Consider the following 15,727-nt stretch of genomic DNA (forward strand, 5'->3'; position numbering starts at 1 on the left):
GAGGACTGACAGTTCAATGGCTAACAAAATCTTAATCGTAGACGACGCAGCGTTCATGAGAATGATGATCAAGGAAATATTGAGCAAAAACGGTTATGAGGTAGTCGGGGAAGCGCAAGACGGATCCGTGGCGGTCGAGAAATATAAGGAATTGAAGCCCGATCTCGTGACGATGGACATCACGATGCCGGAGATGGACGGAATCGCGGCGTTGAAGGAAATTAAAAAATTCGATGCCAATGCAAAGGTGATCATGTGTTCGGCTATGGGACAGCAGGCGATGGTTATCGACGCGATCCAAGCCGGCGCCAAAGATTTTATCGTCAAACCGTTTCAAGCGGACCGCGTTATCGAAGCGATCAAGAAAACGTTAGGCTAATGGAAGAAAGCGCGGGGGGACGTCTGAAATTGCTGCGCAATTCGATATTGCTCGCCGCTGCCGCCGTCTTGTCGCTGTCGGCTCCGTGGAACGCCGCAACAGCCGCGTATGCACAGGGGGACGCGGAGGGAGGGGCATTTCAAGCCGGTAATGGAGTATCCGCCATGCCGGGTAACTCCGGGGCGGTATTCGTGGCGATGGTTAAAGTTATCTTTTTCCTTATTCTTATTATCGGCATCTTCTTCTTGATTATGAAGGTTTTGGCCAAAAAAAAATGGAGCTGGAACCCGGGGCGTGCCGTTTTCAAGACGCTTGGCGGTCTGCCGCTCGGGCCAAACAAATCGGTACAGATCGTCGAGATCGGCAAATCGATATACATACTCGGGGTCGGCGATGGCGTCAATCTGATCCAGAAAATCGACGATCCCGAGGAAATCGCTTATATAACCGCTTTTCTCGCTCCGGAATCCGCATCGGTCGGCCAAGGCTGGCAAAGTATCCGCGAATGGCTCGGCGGGATGAAAAAACGCGGGCAGGAGCCGCACGAGGATGACGATCAACCGACCGCTTCTTTTCAGGATGTGTTCCAATCGAAGATGAAGCATGTGACGGGCCGGAAGCAAATGATCGAAGATATGCTGCGGAGCGACGACAAAGCTAATCGGAAGGTCGACCCATGAGACGTAACTTCGTTATGCTCGGCGCGCTTTTGCTTATGATCCTGCTGTGGAGTCCCGGACAAGCTATCGCCGCAGACCCCATACCGGGAATCGAGCTCAATATCGGCAATGGGGAAGGAAGTACGGGAGCGTCCAGTACGGTTACGCTCATTCTCCTGATTACGATATTAAGTCTGGCTCCGTCGATACTCGTGTTGATGACGAGTTTTACGAGGATCGTCATCGTACTCGGCTTCGTCCGCACGGCTCTCGGTACGCAGCAAATGCCGCCGAATCAAGTTTTGATCGGCTTGGCTTTATTTTTGACCTTATTCGTCATGTCGCCGACCATTTCGCAAATGAATCAAACGGCCGTGCAGCCTTATTTAAAGGGCGAAATCAATCAAACCGAAGCGCTTGACAAAGCGGCTTTGCCGCTCAAGCAGTTTATGATGGCGCAGACGCGGGAAAAGGACTTAATGCTGTTTTTGAACTATTCGAAGGCCGAAAAGCCGACAGGCGTCCAGGATACGCCGCTTACGGCACTGCTGCCGGCTTTTGCAATCAGCGAGCTGAAATCGGCATTTCAAATGGGCTTTATGATTTTCATTCCGTTTCTCGTCATCGATATGATCGTAGCCAGTACGTTAATGTCGATGGGGATGATGATGCTGCCTCCCGTCATGATCTCGCTGCCGTTCAAAATATTGCTGTTCGTACTGGTGGACGGGTGGTACTTGGTCGTGAAGTCGCTGCTGCTCAGTTTTCATCCGCCGGTATGACGAGGTCAGCGATTTCGAGCCAAAACGGAAACGGAAAGGAGTGGAGGCGATGAGTTCCGAATTCGTCATCCGCATTGCCGGGGAGGCGGTCTACACCGTATTGAAGGCAAGCGCGCCGATGCTCGTGCTGGCGCTTGTAGTCGGGCTGATCATTAGCGTATTCCAGGCCGCGACGCAAATCCAGGAGCAAACGCTGGCATTCGTTCCGAAAATCGTCGTCGTCATGTTGTCGATCCTCGTGTTCGGACCTTGGATCTTGCAGACGCTGGCCGACTATACGTTCAATTTGCTGGATAATTTGTACAAATATATCGGGTAAGGGGAGTCCCTATGGAAATGTGGATTCCTTATTTACCTAACTGGCTGTTGATCTTTTGCCGTATTACCGCGTTCCTGCTGGCCGCCCCCGTATTCTCCACCAGAGGGATCCCGTCGCAATGGAAGATCGGGATATCGGCCATGATCGCTTTTCTGGCGTTCGCCGCCATCGGATTGCAGCAACCGACTGCCATGGACGGAATATTCGTTCTCTCGATTATACGTGAAGTGCTGGTCGGGGTATTGCTTGGCTTTACCGCTTACTTGTTCTTTACGGCGGTTCAAATCGCCGGTTCGTTTATCGATATTCAGATGGGGCTTGGCATTGCCAACGTCATCGATCCGATGACGGGCGCGCAAAGTCCGCTGATCGGCAATTTCAAGTTCATCTTGGCGATGCTGCTGTTTCTGAGCTTTAACGGACATCATTACATGATCGACGGATTTATGAAAAGCTACGAATGGCTTCCGATCAACAATGAGCTGTTCGCCGGCATACAACGCGGAGTCGTTCATGAATTTTTGCTCCGATCGTTCGCGAACGTCTTTGCCATAGCTCTGCAAATGTCCGCCCCTCTGGTCGTCGCTTTGTTTTTGACGGACATAGGACTCGGAATATTGTCTAAAACGGCGCCTCAATTCAATATTTTCGTAGTAGGCGTTCCGATCAAAATTATAGTAGGGTTTTTATTGTTGATTATGATTCTCCCGGGTTTCATTTATTTGTTTCAAGATTTGTTCGGCTCGCTTTTTCAAGCATTGGACCAGCTTGTCAAATTGATCGGGACAAGCCCGAGATGATCGTGGTAGTGCGAGTGGGGGAGTGAATAACCGTGCCGCGATATGCCTTGCAGCTGGACCTGCAGCTGTTTGCAGGAGAGAAAACGGAAAAAGCGACTCCGAAAAAACGGCAGGAAGCCCGCAATAAAGGTCAAGTCGCCAAAAGCATGGAGCTTCCCTCGGCATTTATCCTGTTTGGCGTCACGCTTCTCTTATTCGGATACGGAAGTATAATGAGAGACAAAATCGAAAGCATGTTCGTCTCCACCTTTTACGACTATTTGAATTTGGAAATGACGATGAACAACGTGTCGGTCCTGTTCGCTCAATTGATTTACGAGGGTTTCGTGCTCCTTGCCCCCATATTCGGCTTGGCTCTTGTGATGGCGATTTTGGCTTCCTACTCGCAAATCGGTTTTTTGCTCACGATGGAGCCACTCAAAATGTCGTTCAGCAAGCTCGATCCGATCAAGGGGATAGCCAACCTGTTCAAGCTTCGCTCTTTGGTGGAGCTGTTCAAGTCGATTTTGAAAATGACCGTGATCGGACTTGTCGTGTTTTTTACGATTTGGAATGCGAAGTCCGATTTTATCGAAATGGGAAGATGGCCGATCATCCATACGTTTTCGTTTACGGCGCATCTGATCTTGATGCTGAGCGTGCAAATAGCCGCTATTTTGCTAATTTTGGCGCTGTTCGATTATATGTACCAAAAGTACGAGTACGAGAAAAACTTGAGAATGTCCAAGGACGAAATCAAGCAGGAATACAAGAACAGCGAAGGCGATCCGCTCATCAAAGGCAAAATACGCGAAAAGCAGCGCCGGATGGCGTTGCAGCGAATGATGCAGGATGTGCCCAAGGCGGATGTCGTCATTACGAATCCGACCCACTTCGCAATCGCGATCCGATACGATCCGAAGAAGACCGAGGCCCCGGTCGTCGTCGCCAAAGGAATGGATTATATCGCTTTGAAGATCCGGCAGGTCGCGGAAGAACACGGTATCGTCAGAATGGAAAACAAGCCGCTCGCCCGTGCGCTGTACGACCAGGTCGAAATCGGACAAACGATACCGGCAGACCTGTTCCAAGCGGTGGCCGAGGTGCTGGCATACGTATATAAGCTCAAAGGAAAGACGAACGTCAATTAAGTAGGCTTCAGGTCATCCGGGAAAGGAGGGCGAATCCATGCGAACGAGAGATCTATTCATACTGACAGGCATTATCGGGATCATACTCATGATGGTCGTCCCTATCCCTATTATGCTTCTGGACTTTTTGCTGATCGTCAATATTTCCGTGGCGCTCATCATTATTTTGATCGCGATGAACACGCAGGAAGCGCTCGATTTCTCGATTTTTCCGACGCTGCTGCTCATCACCACGTTGTTCAGGCTCGCCCTGAACGTATCGACGACTCGGCTCATTTTGAGCGAAGCGGAAGCGGGAAGCGTCGTCGCGACGTTCGGCTCGTTCGTGGCCGGCGGGAATATCGTAATCGGGTTTGTCGTGTTTCTGATTCTCGTTATCGTGCAGTTTATCGTCATCACCAAAGGCTCGGAGCGGGTAGCCGAGGTCGGCGCAAGATTTACGCTCGATGCGATGCCGGGCAAGCAGATGGCGATCGACGCGGATTTGAATTCCGGCTTGATCAATGAGCAGGAAGCGAAGGACAGACGGAGGAAGATCGAGCGGGAAGCCGACTTTTACGGGGCGATGGACGGTGCGAGCAAATTCGTCAAAGGGGACGCGATCGCGGGTATTATTATCCTGATCATCAATATGATCGGCGGCCTTATTATCGGAGCTACGTACCATGGCATGTCGTTATCGGAATCGCTTCAAACGTTCTCGATCCTGACAATCGGCGACGGGCTGGTCAGCCAAATACCGGCGCTGCTCATTTCGTCGGCGGCAGGCATTATCGTTACGCGCTCCGCTTCCGAAGGCAACTTGGCTTCGGATTTGACGGCCCAGTTGTTCAGCTATCCGAAGCTGCTCTATGTCGTGGCGGGGACGATTCTGTTTCTCGGGCTGTTTACCCCGATCCATCTCATCACGACGGCCCCGATCGCGGGCTTGCTGGCTCTGGCGGCGTATCGGATGCAGCGGAACCTGCACCGCAAAGCGGAAGAAACCGAACAGATGGTGGAGGAGCAGAAGATCGAGGAAGTGCGCAGTCCCGAAAGCGTCGTAACGCTGCTTCAGATCGACCCGATCGAGTTCGAGTTCGGATACGGCTTGATTCCCCTCGCCGATACGAACCAGGGCGGCGATTTGCTTGACCGGATTATTTTGATCCGCAGACAGTGCGCGCTCGAGCTCGGGCTGGTCGTGCCGGTCATCCGGATCCGGGACAATATCCAGCTAAGACCGAATGAGTACGTCATCAAAATTAAAGGCAACACGGTAGCGAGAAGCGAATTGCTGCTCAATCATTATTTGGCGATGAGCCCGGGAATAGAGGACGATTCGATCGTGGGCATCGACACCTCCGAGCCCGCCTTCGGACTTCCGGCCATTTGGATTGACGACAGCATGAAGGAAAGGGCCGAATTGTCCGGATATACCGTCGTCGATCCGCCGTCGGTAGTGGCAACGCATTTGACCGAGGTCGTAAAGCGGCACGCCCACGAACTGCTCGGCCGTCAAGAAACGAAAATGCTCGTCGAAAACGTCAAGGAAAGCTACCCGGCGCTCGTCGACGATCTGATCCCGAACGTGCTGAACGTCGGCGATATCCAGAAGGTGCTTGCGAAGCTGCTTAAAGAAAAAATATCGATCCGCGATCTCGTCACCATTTTCGAGACGTTGGCCGATTACGGCACATACACGAAGGATCCCGATATTTTGACCGAATACGTCCGGCAAGCTTTGTCTAGACAAATTACGAACCAATACGTGAACGGGTCAGATTCGCTCAAGGTGGTCACGATCGGGCCGGCGCTCGAGAAGAAAATCGCCGAAAGCGTGCAGCAGACGGAGCATGGCTCTTACTTGGCGATGGACCCGGTTTCGTCCCAAACGATTTATCAGAAAGTAACCGAGCAGGTCAGCAAATTGATTCAGCAAGGGCAGCAGCCGGTCATATTGGCTTCGCCTACGATCCGTATGTATTTGCGTCAATTATTGGAACGGACGATGCAGGATATAACGGTTCTTTCGTATAGCGAGCTTGAACCTCAAGCCGAAATTCAAAGCGTAGGGGTGGTGAATTTATGAGGGTGAAACGATACGTTGTCGATTCGATGCCGGATGCGCTGCAAAAAATCCGTACGGATCTGGGCAAGGATGCGGTCATTTTAAATACGAAGGAAATTCGTTCGGGGGGCTTCCTCGGCTTGTTCGGCAAAAAAAAGATCGAAGTCATTGCCGCTACGGATTCCGGACAGGCCCAGCCCGCTCCGACGGCAATGCCTGCGGCTTTCAAACAACCGGCGCCGTCCGGAGCGTCATTCGTTTCACATATGCAAGAAGCGATCGCGAACGCCTCGAAACCGGCTCCCTCTTCTCCGGCTTCGATCGCTACGATGGAGGAGCCGGTCGTTCCGCCACTCGTCCAGCCGCAGGCACGGAGCCGGGGCAAGGAAGATGTGCTGCTGGATGAAATCAAACAAATGAAAGAAATGGTTGCCAAGCTGTCTGCCGGAACGCAGGGCGGGCCGACGTATCCGGAGCCGATTCGCAAATTCGAGCGTATGCTGCTGGATCATGACGTTGCTCCGGACGTAACCGAACGGCTGCTGAGCAAAGCAACGGAAGAATTCGAGAGCGAGCTGTCGCCCGGAACGGACGAATTCGCCTATCTTGCGGTCAAGAAACAGCTGAAGGAAATTTTATACACCCCGAACAAAAAAGGGATCGCAAGCGATACCCGCATCGCCCATTTCGTCGGTCCTACCGGCGTCGGCAAGACGACCACGATCGCGAAGCTGGCTGCGGAGCAGGTGCTTAAATATAACCGCAAGGTCGGATTCATTACTTCGGATACGTATCGGATTGCGGCTGTCGAGCAGCTGAAGACGTACGCGACGATTTTGAACGTCCCGCTCGAAGTCGTTTTCTCGCCCCAGGAGCTTGTGCGCGCTTTTCAACAGCTGCAAGATTGCGACGTCATCTTCATGGATACGGCGGGACGGAATTTCCGCAACCAAATGTACGTATCCGAGCTCAACTCCCTGCTTCATACGAAAGGCAAAAGCGAGACGTTCCTCGTGCTCAGCCTGACGTCCAAATATAAGGACATGAAGGCGATCACCGAAAATTTCGCCAAGTTCCGTCTCGACAAAGTATTGTTCACGAAAATGGACGAGACGCACTCCTACGGGTCCATCATCAATTTGTTATTTGATTTTCCGCTCCAGCTATCCTATATTACGAACGGACAAAACGTGCCTGAGGATATTATCGAGACGAACGAAGACAAATTGATCGATCTACTTCTGGAGGAACGTGATCAATGAGCGATCAGGCGCAGAGCTTGCGAAATCTGGTACGGACCCAAACCGATCCGCATGCTCGGAATACCCGGATCATCACCGTCACCAGCGGAAAGGGCGGAGTCGGCAAATCGAATTTCACTTTGAATTTTGCGCTTACGCTGCAAAAGCAGGGATACAAGGTTCTCGTGTTCGACGCGGATATCGGACTGGCCAACATCGACCTGCTTATGGGCATTTCCCCCAAATACAGCCTGTACCATCTGCTGAAGCGGGAGAAAACGATATGGGATATTATCCATAAAGGTTACAACGATCTCGAGTTTATTGCCGGAGGCTCGGGCTTTAACGACCTGATGCGGCTGTCCGAAGCCGAGGTCGATTATTTCGCCGAGCAAGTGAACCAACTGAACGGATATGTCGATTTTATTATTTTCGATACGGGCGCAGGGCTCTCCAAGGAAACCTTGAAATTTATTATAGCCGCAACGGAGACGATCGTCGTTACGACTCCGGAGCCGACGGCCATAACGGATGCGTACGCCATCATCAAGATGGTCCACACGCAGGGCCATGATCATGTACGCTTCCAGCTAGTCGTGAATAGAGTGACGGATCCATACGAAGGCAAGCAGACAGCCGATAAGATCAGTCTCGTGGCGAAGCAGTTTCTGAATCTGGATATCCCGACTCTGGGCTTTGTGGAGGACGATGTCAATGTCAGCAAGGCGGTCAAGAAGCAGATCCCGTTCACGATCGCATTCCCGACAGCCGCGGCAACGAAAAGTATCGAACGCCTAGTCGACCGGTACGTCTCCGGACCTGCCGGCCCGGTACCGCAAAACGGCGGGGTAAAAGGGTTTCTGAGCAAGATGATGAAATTGTTGAAATAAGAAAGCGGAGCGAAAAACCGAACATCAGGATGAGGTGAGTGTTATGGCCAGGCACAAGGTGTTGGTTGTCGACGATTCCGTCTTCATGCGAAAGATCATTTCCGACATGATCCAAGAGGACGAAAGGTTTGAAGTGATCGATACGGCCAAAAACGGTTTGGAAGCCGTCGACAAAACGAAACGGCTGCAGCCGGACGTCGTTACGCTCGATATCGAAATGCCCGAAATGAACGGTCTGGAAGCGCTGAAACGCATTATGGCCGAGCAGCCCGTACCGGTTGTCATGCTCAGCAGCTTGACCGAGGAAGGCGCGAAGGAAACGATAGCCGCGTTGGAACTCGGAGCCGTCGACTTCGTCCGCAAGCCTTCCGGCTCCATATCGCTCGATTTGTTCAAGGTAAAAGCGCTGCTGCTGGATAAATTGACGATTGCCGTACATACGAAAGTCGCGCGATCATCCTCTCCGCGACCGCCGCTATATTCTTATCCGGCCGCAAATTCGACGACTGCGCCCGAATCGAAGGAATTGACGGAAATGCCGCCGCTCGGCCGCATCGAACGATTGGTGGCGATCGGTACCTCGACCGGAGGGCCGCGGGCTCTTCAGCAAGTCATATCGTCGCTGCCCGAACGATTTCCGTCGCCGGTGCTGATCGTCCAGCATATGCCGCCGAATTTCACGAAATCTTTGGCCCAGCGACTGGATGCCACTTCCCGAATCAAAGTCGTGGAAGCGACTGACGGCGACCGCTTGCGCAACGGGGTCGCTTATATCGCTCCCGGTGGATGGCATATGATCGTCAAGAAAGACGATGCCGGCTACAAAATCCGTCTGACGAAGGACGAGCCCCGCAGCGGTCACCGGCCGTCGGTCGATATGCTGTTCGATTCGCTGCTGCCGTACCGCGAGCTGAAACGCCATATCGTGCTCATGACCGGAATGGGAAGCGACGGCGCCAAAGGAATGCTGGCGCTAAAGCAGGCAGGCGCGCTCTCCACGATCGCGGAATCGAGCGAAACGTGCGTCGTATACGGAATGCCAAGGGCCGCCGTCGAATTGAACTGCGTTACTCATCAGCTGCCTTTACATCAAATCGCCGCTAGGCTGACCGATTTGGTTACGAAAGATTCCAATTCGAAAACGTAAAACAGGGGGTGTTGTTGGATGGAAATGAATCAATACCTAAGTATGTTTATCGACGAATCCAAGGAGCATTTGCAAGCTCTGAACGACAATATGCTGAAGCTGGAGGCCAGCCCGGAAGACATCGGCATCGTTCAGAGCATTTTCCGTTCGGCGCATACATTGAAAGGCATGTCGGCGACAATGGGCTTCGAAGATCTCGCCTCGCTGACGCACGAAATGGAAAACGTGCTGGACCTCGTCCGCAATCACAAGCTTGCGATGAACCCGTTTATTTTCGACGCCATATTCAAAAGCCTGGATTCGCTCGAGGCGATGGTGGAGGACATTATTAACGGCGGAACCGGAAAAGCGGATGTCCGCGAAATTATCGCCATTCTGAAATCGATCGTCTCCGGCGATTACGAGAAAGGAACGCCCGACGCAAGCAAGCCGGCAGCCGCAGCCGTTTCGTCCGAAGCGGAGCTGGACGAATTCCAATATTCCGTACTGATGCAGTCGCTGGAAGCGGGGCTTGGAGTTTACTGTCTGCAGGTCAGCGTGCAGGATACATGCGTGCTGAAAGCGGCTCGCGCCTATATGGTTTTCAACTATTTGGAGCAGAACGGGGAAGTCGTCAAATCGAACCCGTCTGTCGAAGATATCGAGAAAGAGAAGTTCGACAAAACGTTTACGGTCTATTTCGTATCGGAGACGGGCAAGGAAGAGCTGGAGAAGCAGGTCGGCAATATTAGCGAGATCGAATCGGTCGGCGTCGAGAAGCTGGATGCGGACGGGTTGAAGCGCAAAATGCAGAAGACCCAGGCCGCAACAGCCTCATCCGAAGCAGGCGCAGCGCAGCAGGAGGCCGCTCCGGCTGCGGCGTCGAAAGCGGAAGCGGCGTCTCCCAAGGCGCCGGCCGGAGGCGGGACGGCTGTCGCTTCGCGGACGATCCGCGTCGATATCGAGCGGCTTGACGTTTTGATGAACTTGTTCAGCGAGCTGCTGATAGACCGGGTTCGCTTGGAGCAATTGGCCAGCGAAGTGCGCCGGAACGATTTGACCGAAACGGTTGAGCATATGGCGCGGGTAAGCAGCGACTTGCAAAATATCGTGCTAAAGCTGCGGATGGTGCCGATCGACAACGTATTCAACCGGTTTCCGAGAATGGTGCGCGATCTGGCCAAAAATCTCGAGAAAAAGGTCGATCTGGTCATTGCGGGAGCGGATACCGAGCTGGACCGGACCGTTATCGACGAAATAGGGGACCCGCTCGTCCATTTGCTCCGGAATTCCGTCGACCACGGCGTGGAGACGCTGCCGGAACGTACGGCCGCGGGCAAGCCGGAGACCGGGAACGTCTACTTGCGCGCGTTCCACAGCGGCAATCACGTGTTCATCGAGATCGAAGACGACGGCAAGGGGATCAATCGGGATAAAGTGCTCGCGACCGCGCTGAAAAGAGGCGTCGTCACTCCGGAACAGGCGAAAACGTTGACCGATGAAGAAGTGTATTTGCTGTTGTTCGCCGCAGGCTTCAGTACGGCCGAGAAAATTTCCGACGTATCCGGACGGGGCGTCGGACTGGACGTGGTCAAGACGAAGATCGAATCGCTCGGCGGACATGTGCAGGTCACCTCCAAGCTCGGTGCCGGGACGAAGTTTTCCGTACAGCTGCCTCTCACGCTATCGATCATATCGGCCATGCTGGTCCGCCTCGGCAGCGAGAAATATGCGATTCCGCTTTCCTCCATCGTGGAAACGTCGGTCATTCGCAAAGAGCATATTCGCCGCGTGCACGGCAATAAAATGATGGATTTCCGCAATAGCATCATCCCGCTGCTGTCGCTAAGCTCCTTGTTCGAGGTGCCGGACTTCTCCGAAGAGAACGAGTCGGAGACGGAAGTCGTCATCGTCCGGAAAGGCGACAAGCTGGTCGGACTGATGGTGGACGAGTTTATCGGTCAGCAGGAAATCGTACTGAAGACGTTGGGCAAATATTTGACGAATTTATTCGCGGTTTCCGGGGCGACGATTCTCGGCGACGGACAAGTGGCTCTCATTATCGATACGAACGCACTTATAAAATAATAGGGGGTAATCATCATGGGAGAAGAGCTCAAAGTGATCGTGTTTTCCCTTGCTCATGAACAATATGGCGTAGAGGTGGAGAAGGTGCGGACGATCGAACGGATGCAGCCGTTGACGCGCGTTCCGAAAACGTTCGCCTTCGTCAAAGGCGTCATCAATTTGCGCGGCGTCGTCGTTCCGGTTATCGATTTGCGCGGCCGGTTCGGCTTGCCGGAAGAAGAATATACCGATAATTCGCGCATCATTATCGTCGCCGTGAAAGATATGGAGGTCGGCATGATCGTCGATAGCGCCAATGACGTCGTCGATGTCGACGGCGACGCGATCGAGCAGCCTCCGGAAATCGTCGGCGGCATCCGCGCCAAATATTTGCGCGGATTGGCCAAGCTGAGCGATGACCGGCTTCTCGTTCTGCTCAACCTGGAAGAAGTATTGAACAAGAGCGAAATCGCGCAGCTAGAGCAGTTTGGGGAATGACGATGCCGAGCTTTCACGACTTCGCGGATTTTCAACTGGATGTGCTAAAGGAAGTAGGAAATATCGGTGCGGGAAATGCGGCGACGGCGTTGTCCAAACTGCTCAATCGACCAGTGGACATGCAAGTTCCTCTCGTCAATATGCTGCCGTTCGAAGAGATTATCGAAGTACTGGGCGGTTCCGAGCAAATCGTGCTGACGATCTTTTTAAGGGTAACCGGCGATGCTCCGGGCAATATGTTTTTTATATTGACCAAACAATCCGCCAAGCAGCTGTTGAAGCATTTGGCCGGAATCGAAATTCAGAACGACGAGTTTTATTCGGAGATGGAGCTGTCCGCTCTAAACGAAATCGGCAACATATTGGCAGGCTCTTACTTGTCGTCGCTTGCCGATTTCACCAAACTGAGCATGTCTCCTTCCGTGCCTTCGCTTGCGATCGACATGCTCGGCGCCGTAATCAGCTACGGATTGATTCAATACGGGGAAATGGGGGATAGGGCGTTGTTTATCGACACGAAATTTTTTGAAGGAAACGATGCGGTGGAAGGACATTTCTTCCTCGTGCCGGATCCGGATTCGTTCGACAAAATTTTTAGCGCCCTGGGAGTGCCCCTCGAATGATCCAGGATCCTTTTATTAAGGTGGGAATGGCCGATTTGAACGTGGCGATAGGGACCGGCATCTTGAAAACGACAGGACTCGGCTCTTGCGTCGGCGTTACTTTGTACGATCCGAAAACGAAAGTGGCCGGTATGGCGCATGTGATGCTGCCTTCTTCGGAGATTGCCAAAGAAGGCAATCTGAACATTGCGAAATACGCCGATACGGCGATCCCCGAGTTGTTGAAGCGGATGATCCTGCTGGGGGCGGCTCAACCGCGATTGGTGGCCAAAATGGCCGGGGGGGCACAAATGTTCGCTTTTCAATCGACGAGCGATACGATGCGGATCGGTCCGCGTAACGTGGAATCGTGCAAAGTGCAATTGAAGATATTATCCATTCCGGTCGTTGCCGAAGATACCGGGGGAAATATGGGCAGAACGATCGAATTCAACTCGGGCAACGGCATTCTGATTTTACGAACCGTTCAACAAGGAGTCAAGGAACTGTAACTATGATCGGATCCATTCGTTGGAACATCCTATTTGGTACTGTCGGATTTTTGCTTACTTTCCTCATGTCGGTCGGAAGCAATTTCATCGTCCGGGCGCTGCTGAACAGCGCGTACAGCTTTCTGATATTGTTTGCCGTCGTATTTGCGCTGCGCTGGATTCTCGGTACGCTTGTCGGTTTGAAAGGCGTATCCGATCCGGTCGGGCATGCTGCCGAGGATGTAGGAAATGCGGTTAATGAGACGACCCCGGACGATCAGGACCAATTGAACGATTTGCTGAAAAATCAATTGAAAGGTCCCGAATCGACCGAGCCGTTCGTTCCGCTCCAGCCGAAGAAGCTTGCTTCGGTGCCTGATGCGGATCCGGAACAACTGGCGCAAGCGTTGCGACAATTGAAAGAAGAGTAAGGAGTGCTGTTAGTACATGACTCAACCAAAGCAATCCCCCTTGTCCAATATCGAGATTTGGAAACAATGGAAAAGTGAAGGTTTGCTTTCGGCGAAACAGTCGTTGATCGAGCAGCATTTGCCGCTGGTCGATTACGTGGTCGGCCGACTTCTGATCGGGTTGCCCAAAAACGTTTCTAGGGACGATATATCCAGTTATGGTATAATGGGGCTGATCGATGCGATCGAGAAATTCGATTACGAGCGAGGGCTCCAGTTCGAAACGTATGCGTCCTGGCGCATTCGCGGCGCGATGATCGACGGCTTGCGGCAGGGCGATTGGGTGCCCCGTTCGGTCAGGGAAAAGGCCAAAAAAATCGAGGAAGCTTATCAGTTGCTGGAGCAGCACTATTTGCGTTCCGTCACCGACTCCGAGATAAGCGATTACTTGAACGTGAGCGAGAAGGAATTTCAACAGATGCTGCAGGAGATTTCGGTCACTACGGTATGCTCGTTCGACGATCCGATCAAGGAAGAAGAGTCGGAAACGCGCCTATCGCTCATGGTGGATGAAAAAGCGAAAAATCCGGAAAGCCAGGTCAACGACTTTTTCCTGAAAGAATCGTTGGCCAAAGCGATCGACAAGCTTACGGAGAAAGAACGCACCGTCGTCTCGCTGTTTTATTACGAGGAGCTGTCTTTAAGCGAAATAGCGGAGGTAATGTCATTGTCTCCCTCCCGCATTTCGCAGCTGCATTCGAAAGCGATATTGCGGCTCCGGGGATCGCTCGGCAGATGGAAAAATCAATTGATGCAGCAATAACTGGAAGTGAAGAAGGGGGGATCGGCTTGTCCAATGAATTGCCTTTGGAGCACTACATGAGTGTGAGCCTGGCCGAGGACAAATGTTCAGCCTCCATCCAAATTGTTACGATTCCGGACTCTTTCACCTATACGGTTAACGACATCATCGCGTTTCTTCATAAAAATAACGTGCGACACGGAATACAACAAGATACGATCCAGCAGATCATCCGCGAGCCGAAACCGTTTATCCAGACGAAAACCGTAGTCGCGGTCGGGGACCTCCCCGGCGACGGCATCGACGGAGAGATTCGAAACCTGTACGATAGGGATGCGCATATGAAGAAGCCGACAGAGCTCGAGGACGGTACTGTCGACTTTAAGGAAGTTACCCGGCTGACCAATGTCCGCAAAGGACAGCTCATAGCGGAGCGTCTTCCCGCGAAGGACGGGGCTCCTGGAAAGACGGTCACCGGCGAGGTCATTCCCGGACGCAAAGGGAAAGAAGCGCGCTTAAAAATCGGCAAAAACGTAGTGGCCGACGGCGAGCAGAAAGCGCTTTATGCCGCGATTGACGGTATGGTCGTCAAAACCGACAACGAGAAAATAAACGTTTTCCCCGTCTATGAGGTGAACGGCGATGTCGACTACAAAATCGGAAATATCGATTTTCTGGGAACGGTCGTCATCCGGGGGAATGTCATCTCCGGCTTTAAAGTGAAGGCGGCCGGCGATATTCGCATTACGGGAGGCGTCGAAGGGGCGGAAGTCGAAGCGTTGGGCTCGATCGAGATCAGCGCCGGCGTACTCGGTCACAATAAAGCCGTCATTCGGGCGGGCGTCAACGTGAAAAGCTCCTTCATCCAGGACGCAACGATCGAGGCCGGGCAAGACGTACTCGTGTCGCAAAGCATTTTGCATTCCCAGGTACGGGCGGGCCAATCGGTCATGTGCACCGGTCCGAAAGGTTTGATCGTAGGCGGTGCGGTGCAAGCCGGCGAGAAAGTAATCGCCCGTACGATCGGCAATACGATGTCCACCCCGACGGCGATCGAGGTTGGCGTCTTGCCCGAGCTTCGCAATGAGCTCACCGCTCTTCGTCAGCAGCTAAGGCAAGTTCAGGAAGGCTTGGACAAGACGGATAAGGCGCTCGTATTGCTTGATCAGCTGGCCGCGGCCGGAGCTTTGTCCTCCGAGAAGCTCGCGATGCGAATCAAGCTGACGCATACGAAAAAACAATCGTTGGAAGAACAAGCCGGATTCAAAGAACGTATATTGGAAATTGAAAAAACGCTCGAAGACACCGATCGCGCCAAAGTTGAGGTCATATCCGTCATTTACGGCGGGACCAAGATCGTAATCGGCCGGTATACGCGTTTTGTAAAAGACGCTTCTCCGAGGGTCCATTTCGTATATTCCGAAGGCGACATCGCCATGCTTCCGAATGTATAGTGTCATTGGGAAGTTTTCCCAATGCAT

Annotated in this window: 17 protein-coding genes; all 17 read left to right on the forward strand. The window is 52.7% G+C overall.

The genetic code is table 11. From position 1 onward, the window contains the following. The first annotated feature begins 16 nt into the window (after nt 1-16). Genes FE784_RS21175 through FE784_RS21255 form a run of 17 tightly spaced genes read left to right on the forward strand, consistent with a single transcriptional unit; the run spans nt 17 to nt 15,700 of the window. A complete protein-coding gene (locus FE784_RS21175) occupies nt 17-379 on the forward strand; it encodes a response regulator (protein WP_139604230.1) in 363 nt (120 codons plus the stop codon). Beyond that, on the forward strand, nt 379-1,059 hold the full coding sequence (locus FE784_RS21180; protein WP_139604231.1) for a flagellar biosynthetic protein FliO: 681 nt from the start codon (nt 379-381) through the stop codon (nt 1,057-1,059). The genes FE784_RS21175 and FE784_RS21180 overlap by 1 nt, the downstream gene beginning before the upstream one ends. Then, complete coding sequence (gene fliP / locus FE784_RS21185) at nt 1,056-1,820, forward strand: flagellar type III secretion system pore protein FliP (RefSeq protein WP_139604232.1); 765 nt, start codon at nt 1,056-1,058, stop codon at nt 1,818-1,820. Before FE784_RS21180 ends, fliP begins: the two co-directional genes overlap by 4 nt. 49 nt (nt 1,821-1,869) lie before the next feature. Further along, nucleotides 1,870-2,139, forward strand: coding sequence for a flagellar biosynthesis protein FliQ (gene fliQ / locus FE784_RS21190; protein WP_139604233.1), 270 nt, complete (start codon nt 1,870-1,872; stop codon nt 2,137-2,139). A gap of 11 nt (nt 2,140-2,150) precedes the next feature. Beyond that, on the forward strand, nt 2,151-2,939 hold the full coding sequence (gene fliR / locus FE784_RS21195) for a flagellar biosynthetic protein FliR (RefSeq protein ID WP_139604234.1): 789 nt from the start codon (nt 2,151-2,153) through the stop codon (nt 2,937-2,939). Nucleotides 2,940-2,971: 32 nt separating this feature from the next. Continuing rightward, complete coding sequence (gene flhB / locus FE784_RS21200) at nt 2,972-4,069, forward strand: flagellar biosynthesis protein FlhB (RefSeq protein WP_139604235.1); 1,098 nt, start codon at nt 2,972-2,974, stop codon at nt 4,067-4,069. A 37-nt stretch (nt 4,070-4,106) separates the two neighbouring features. Continuing rightward, nucleotides 4,107-6,140, forward strand: a complete 2,034-nt coding sequence (gene flhA / locus FE784_RS21205) for a flagellar biosynthesis protein FlhA (protein WP_139604236.1) — start codon at nt 4,107-4,109, stop codon at nt 6,138-6,140. After that, entirely contained in the window at nt 6,137-7,381 is a 1,245-nt protein-coding gene (flhF, locus tag FE784_RS21210) for a flagellar biosynthesis GTPase FlhF (RefSeq protein ID WP_139604237.1), read from the forward strand. Before flhA ends, flhF begins: the two co-directional genes overlap by 4 nt. Then, on the forward strand, nt 7,378-8,250 hold the full coding sequence (locus tag FE784_RS21215) for a MinD/ParA family protein (protein ID WP_139604238.1): 873 nt from the start codon (nt 7,378-7,380) through the stop codon (nt 8,248-8,250). Before flhF ends, FE784_RS21215 begins: the two co-directional genes overlap by 4 nt. A 43-nt stretch (nt 8,251-8,293) precedes the next feature. Beyond that, complete coding sequence (locus FE784_RS21220) at nt 8,294-9,397, forward strand: protein-glutamate methylesterase/protein-glutamine glutaminase (protein WP_139604239.1); 1,104 nt, start codon at nt 8,294-8,296, stop codon at nt 9,395-9,397. A gap of 18 nt (nt 9,398-9,415) precedes the next feature. Then, nucleotides 9,416-11,464: a chemotaxis protein CheA gene (locus FE784_RS21225; RefSeq protein ID WP_139604240.1), complete on the forward strand. Its 2,049-nt coding sequence runs from the start codon at nt 9,416-9,418 to the stop codon at nt 11,462-11,464. Nucleotides 11,465-11,479: 15 nt separating this feature from the next. After that, nucleotides 11,480-11,941 carry a chemotaxis protein CheW gene (locus FE784_RS21230; protein ID WP_139604241.1) on the forward strand — a complete coding sequence of 154 codons (462 nt, stop codon included), beginning with the start codon at nt 11,480-11,482 and terminating at the stop codon, nt 11,939-11,941. A 2-nt stretch (nt 11,942-11,943) separates the two neighbouring features. Continuing rightward, nucleotides 11,944-12,564 carry a chemotaxis protein CheC gene (locus FE784_RS21235; RefSeq protein ID WP_139604268.1) on the forward strand — a complete coding sequence of 207 codons (621 nt, stop codon included), beginning with the start codon at nt 11,944-11,946 and terminating at the stop codon, nt 12,562-12,564. Further along, complete coding sequence (locus tag FE784_RS21240; RefSeq protein WP_139604242.1) at nt 12,561-13,055, forward strand: chemotaxis protein CheD; 495 nt, start codon at nt 12,561-12,563, stop codon at nt 13,053-13,055. The genes FE784_RS21235 and FE784_RS21240 overlap by 4 nt, the downstream gene beginning before the upstream one ends. A gap of 2 nt (nt 13,056-13,057) precedes the next feature. Then, a complete protein-coding gene (locus FE784_RS21245; protein WP_139604243.1) occupies nt 13,058-13,465 on the forward strand; it encodes a hypothetical protein in 408 nt (135 codons plus the stop codon). Between the two features lie 16 nt (nt 13,466-13,481). After that, entirely contained in the window at nt 13,482-14,267 is a 786-nt protein-coding gene (locus FE784_RS21250) for a FliA/WhiG family RNA polymerase sigma factor (RefSeq protein ID WP_139604244.1), read from the forward strand. A gap of 26 nt (nt 14,268-14,293) precedes the next feature. Beyond that, on the forward strand, nt 14,294-15,700 hold the full coding sequence (locus FE784_RS21255) for a flagellar assembly protein A (protein WP_139604245.1): 1,407 nt from the start codon (nt 14,294-14,296) through the stop codon (nt 15,698-15,700). Nucleotides 15,701-15,727 lie beyond the last annotated feature (27 nt).

Source organism: Paenibacillus hemerocallicola, from assembly GCF_006265175.1.
Lineage (GTDB): Bacteria > Bacillota > Bacilli > Paenibacillales > NBRC-103111 > Paenibacillus_AB > Paenibacillus_AB hemerocallicola.